General features: G+C 34.7%; 8 protein-coding genes. All 8 read left to right on the top strand.

Going from position 1 to position 3,655, the window contains the following annotated elements; translation table 11 throughout:
- A partial coding sequence (locus AB8B52_RS08720) for a 50S ribosomal protein L18 (protein ID WP_406027187.1) occupies positions 1-82 on the top strand: 82 nt, incomplete at its 5' end.
- 6 nt (positions 83-88) lie between these two features.
- Entirely contained in the window at positions 89-613 is a 525-nt protein-coding gene (gene rpsE / locus AB8B52_RS08715) for a 30S ribosomal protein S5 (protein ID WP_406027185.1), read from the top strand.
- 75 nt (positions 614-688) lie between these two features.
- A complete protein-coding gene (gene rpmD, locus AB8B52_RS08710) occupies positions 689-868 on the top strand; it encodes a 50S ribosomal protein L30 (RefSeq protein WP_406027183.1) in 180 nt (59 codons plus the stop codon).
- A 15-nt stretch (positions 869-883) separates the two neighbouring features.
- Positions 884-1,336: a 50S ribosomal protein L15 gene (rplO, locus tag AB8B52_RS08705; protein ID WP_406027181.1), complete on the top strand. Its 453-nt coding sequence runs from the start codon at positions 884-886 to the stop codon at positions 1,334-1,336.
- 9 nt (positions 1,337-1,345) lie between these two features.
- The gene (secY, locus tag AB8B52_RS08700; RefSeq protein ID WP_406027179.1) at positions 1,346-2,713 is read left to right on the top strand and encodes a preprotein translocase subunit SecY; all 1,368 of its coding nucleotides are present in this window, start codon (positions 1,346-1,348) and stop codon (positions 2,711-2,713) included.
- Between the two features lie 93 nt (positions 2,714-2,806).
- Positions 2,807-3,022: a translation initiation factor IF-1 gene (gene infA, locus AB8B52_RS08695; RefSeq protein WP_007094967.1), complete on the top strand. Its 216-nt coding sequence runs from the start codon at positions 2,807-2,809 to the stop codon at positions 3,020-3,022.
- Positions 3,023-3,093: 71 nt separating this feature from the next.
- Positions 3,094-3,210: a type B 50S ribosomal protein L36 gene (ykgO, locus tag AB8B52_RS08690; RefSeq protein WP_008269159.1), complete on the top strand. Its 117-nt coding sequence runs from the start codon at positions 3,094-3,096 to the stop codon at positions 3,208-3,210.
- A 2-nt stretch (positions 3,211-3,212) separates the two neighbouring features.
- Positions 3,213-3,587, top strand: coding sequence for a 30S ribosomal protein S13 (gene rpsM / locus AB8B52_RS08685; RefSeq protein ID WP_406027177.1), 375 nt, complete (start codon positions 3,213-3,215; stop codon positions 3,585-3,587).
- The last annotated feature ends 68 nt before the right edge of the window (positions 3,588-3,655 follow it).

Raw genomic sequence — 3,655 nt, 5'->3', positions numbered from 1 at the left:
TTTTGATAGAGGTGGTTACTTATATCACGGAAGAGTAAAATCATTAGCAGAAGGTGCTAGAGAAGCAGGACTTAAATTTTAAGACATTATGTATCAAAAATATAAAAACGCAGAGCTTGTTAAACCAAGCGGATTAGAATTGAAAGATCGCTTAGTTGGCGTTCAGCGTGTAACGAAGGTAACAAAAGGTGGTAGAGCATTTGGCTTTTCTGCAATTGTTGTTGTAGGTGACGAGGCAAGCGTTGTAGGGCAAGGTTTAGGTAAATCTAAAGATGTTGCAACGGCTATTGCTAAGGCGATTGAAGATGCTAAGAAAAACTTAGTGAGAATTCCAATTATTAAGGGAACCATTCCACACGAACAAAAAGGGAAGTATGGTGGTGCTCGAGTAAATATAATTCCAGCCGCTCCTGGTACAGGTGTAATTGCAGGTGGTGCAGTAAGAATTGTACTTGAAGCAGTAGGTGTACACGATGTATTATCTAAGTCTCAAGGTTCATCTAATCCTCATAACGTAGTAAAAGCAACTTTTGATGCTTTATTACAATTGAGAGACGCAAAATCTGTAGCTAAAGAACGTGGTATTTCACTTGAAAAAGTATTTAACGGATAAGTAAATAGACTTTAGTAATATGCTGTTAGTATTGTAGCTAACAACGAAATTACTAATGACTAACAACTATAAAAGATGGCAAAGATAAAAGTAAAGAAAGTAAAAAGTGCAATCAATCGTACGAAGAGACAAAAGCTGACATTAGAAGCTTTAGGTCTTAAAAAGATTGGTCAGGTAGTAGAGCACGATGCTACATCAAGTATCCTTGGTATGGTAAGAAAAGTAGAACACTTAGTTTCTGTTGAAGAAGCTTAATAATATAACTTAACAATGGATTTAAGTAATTTAAAACCTGCAGAAGGTTCAGTAAAAAATCAAGGAAAGCGCATAGGTCGTGGACAAGGTTCTGGTAAAGGTGGTACTGCAACACGTGGTCACAAAGGTGCTAAGTCGCGTTCTGGTTATTCTAAGAAATTAGGATTTGAAGGTGGTCAAATGCCATTACAGAGACGTGTACCTAAGTTTGGATTTACAAATATTAACAGAGTAGAGTATCAAGGTGTTAACTTAGATACATTACAGAAGTTAGTAGATGAAAAGAAAATTAAAGATAGTATTGATTTTGAATCTCTTGTATCTATGGGATTAGCTGGTAAGAATGAACTGGTTAAAATATTGGGTAGAGGTGAGTTAAAAACAAAACTAACAGTAACTGCTCATAAATTTACTGCAACAGCAAAAGCCGCTATTGAGGCTGCTGGTGGTGAAGCTGTAACTTTATAAGATTTTAGGATGAAAATAATAGAAACATTAAAGAACGTTTGGAAAATCACAGAGCTTAAGGATAGAATTTTTCTAACCTTGGGTTTACTTTTGGTTTATCGTTTTGGTGCTCAGGTAGTATTGCCAGGTATCAATATTGATGCTTTAGGTGGTTTACAGGACGGAACGTCTAGTGGTCTTTTAGGGTTATTAAATGCCTTTACTGGTGGTGCATTTGCTAACGCATCTGTATTTGCTTTAGGAATTATGCCTTATATTTCTGCTTCTATTGTAGTTCAGTTAATGGGTATTGCGATTCCTTACCTGCAGAAACTTCAAAAGGAAGGTGCTAGTGGTCAGAAAAAAATCACCCAGATAACACGTTGGTTAACTATTGGAATTTGTTTAGTTCAGGCTCCAGGTTATTTAGCGAGTATTCCTGGTTTATCGGGTGCCTCTTCTATGAGTTCTATGTTAGTACCAGGATTTAATGAAAACATTTTTTACTTTTCTTCAGTAATTATTTTAGTCACAGGTTGTGTATTCGCAATGTGGTTAGGCGAAAAAATTACAGATAAAGGTATTGGTAATGGTATTTCATTATTAATTATGGTAGGTATTATTGCAACTTTACCGTCGTCGTTTATTCAAAATTCTGCTTCTAGAATAGAAGGTGGTAATGGAGGATTTATGATGATTTTAATTGAGTTGGTGATTTGGTTCTTAATTATATTAGCATCAGTATTCCTAGTCATGGCGGTTAGAAAAATCGCTGTGCAGTATGCAAGACGGACAGCTTCTGGTGGTTATGAAAAAAATGTTTCTGGATCACGCCAGTTTTTACCATTAAAGTTAAATGCTTCTGGTGTAATGCCAATTATCTTTGCACAGGCTATTATGTTTGTTCCTGGATTAATAGGAAGTTCATCTTGGTTAAAAGATACAACAGCAGGTGTTTGGATGCAATCTAATTTTCAAGATATCTTTGGATTTTGGTACAATTTGATATTTGCTTTGTTAATTATCATATTTACATATTTCTACACAGCAATCACGGTGCCGACTAACAAAATGGCAGATGATTTAAAGCGTAGTGGAGGATTTATTCCAGGTATTCGTCCAGGATCTGAAACTTCAGAATATTTAGATAAAATTATGTCGCAAATTACGTTACCAGGTTCTATATTTTTAGCTTTAGTAGCTATCTTCCCAGCATTTATTGTGAAGCTTATGAACGTGCAAGCGGGTTGGGCTTTATTTTTCGGTGGTACATCACTATTAATTATGGTTGGTGTTGCGATAGATACAATGCAACAGATTAATTCTTATTTATTGAATAAGCATTATGATGGATTAATGAAGACAGGTAAAAATAGAAAGGCGGTAGCGCAAAATTAGACGATAGTAAAGAGTCATTAGACATTAGAAAAAAAATCGTATTAAATAAGTAAAGTTCTAATTAACTAAAGACTAAGAACTAAAAACTAAAACATGGCAAAACAAGCAGCAATAGAACAAGACGGAACGATTATAGAAGCATTATCAAATGCTATGTTTCGTGTTGAATTAGAAAATGGTCATATAGTGACTGCACACATCTCTGGTAAAATGCGTATGCATTACATTAAATTGTTACCAGGTGATAAAGTAAAATTAGAAATGAGTCCTTACGATTTAACTAAGGCTCGTATAACTTATAGATACTAAAAACATTCAGAGTTCAAAGTTTAAAGTTTAGAATTGAGCCTTGAATTAAGAATCTTGAATATTGAATTATTATGAAAGTAAGAGCATCAGTAAAGAAAAGAAGCGCAGATTGTAAATTAGTGCGCAGAAAAGGTAGACTTTACGTCATTAACAAAAAGAATCCTAGATTCAAACAAAGACAAGGGTAAATATGGCAAGAATTGCAGGTGTAGACATACCAAAACAAAAAAGAGGAGTGATCTCTTTAACTTATATCTACGGAGTAGGTAGAAGTAGAGCAAAAGAAATTTTAGTTGCGGCTAAAGTTGACGAAAGCACTAAGGTACAAGATTGGACTGACGACGAAATTGGAGCAATCCGTGACGCGGTCGGAACTTTTAAGATTGAAGGTGAATTGCGTTCTGAAACACAAATAAACATCAAACGTTTGATGGATATTGGATGTGATAGAGGTATTCGTCATAGAGCTGGTTTACCTTTAAGAGGTCGACGTACTAAGAACAACTCTAGAACAAGAAAAGGTAGAAGAAAAACAGTTGCTAACAAGAAAAAAGCAACTAAATAATAATTAGAAATATTTGGTCTTTAGTATTTAGACGTTGGAAGGAATCTGTTTGAAATTACGGTTTAGGA

This window comes from Winogradskyella sp., assembly GCF_045105575.1.
Lineage (GTDB): Bacteria > Bacteroidota > Bacteroidia > Flavobacteriales > Flavobacteriaceae > Winogradskyella.
The sequence above is the reverse complement of the archived record's forward strand: the minus strand, read 5'-3'. Positions and strand labels throughout refer to the sequence as shown.

Bases quoted from the DNA above. Each gene is read 5' to 3' on its own strand.
- infA (WP_007094967.1), top strand. From the start codon at position 2,807: ATGGCAAAACAAGCAGCAATAGAACAAGACGGAACGATTATAGAAGCA.
- secY (WP_406027179.1), top strand. From the start codon at position 1,346: ATGAAAATAATAGAAACATTAAAGAACGTTTGGAAAATCACAGAGCTT.
- rplO (WP_406027181.1), top strand. From the start codon at position 884: ATGGATTTAAGTAATTTAAAACCTGCAGAAGGTTCAGTAAAAAATCAA.
- rpmD (WP_406027183.1), top strand. From the start codon at position 689: ATGGCAAAGATAAAAGTAAAGAAAGTAAAAAGTGCAATCAATCGTACG.
- rpsE (WP_406027185.1), top strand. From the start codon at position 89: ATGTATCAAAAATATAAAAACGCAGAGCTTGTTAAACCAAGCGGATTA.
- rpsM (WP_406027177.1), top strand. From the start codon at position 3,213: ATGGCAAGAATTGCAGGTGTAGACATACCAAAACAAAAAAGAGGAGTG.
- ykgO (WP_008269159.1), top strand. From the start codon at position 3,094: ATGAAAGTAAGAGCATCAGTAAAGAAAAGAAGCGCAGATTGTAAATTA.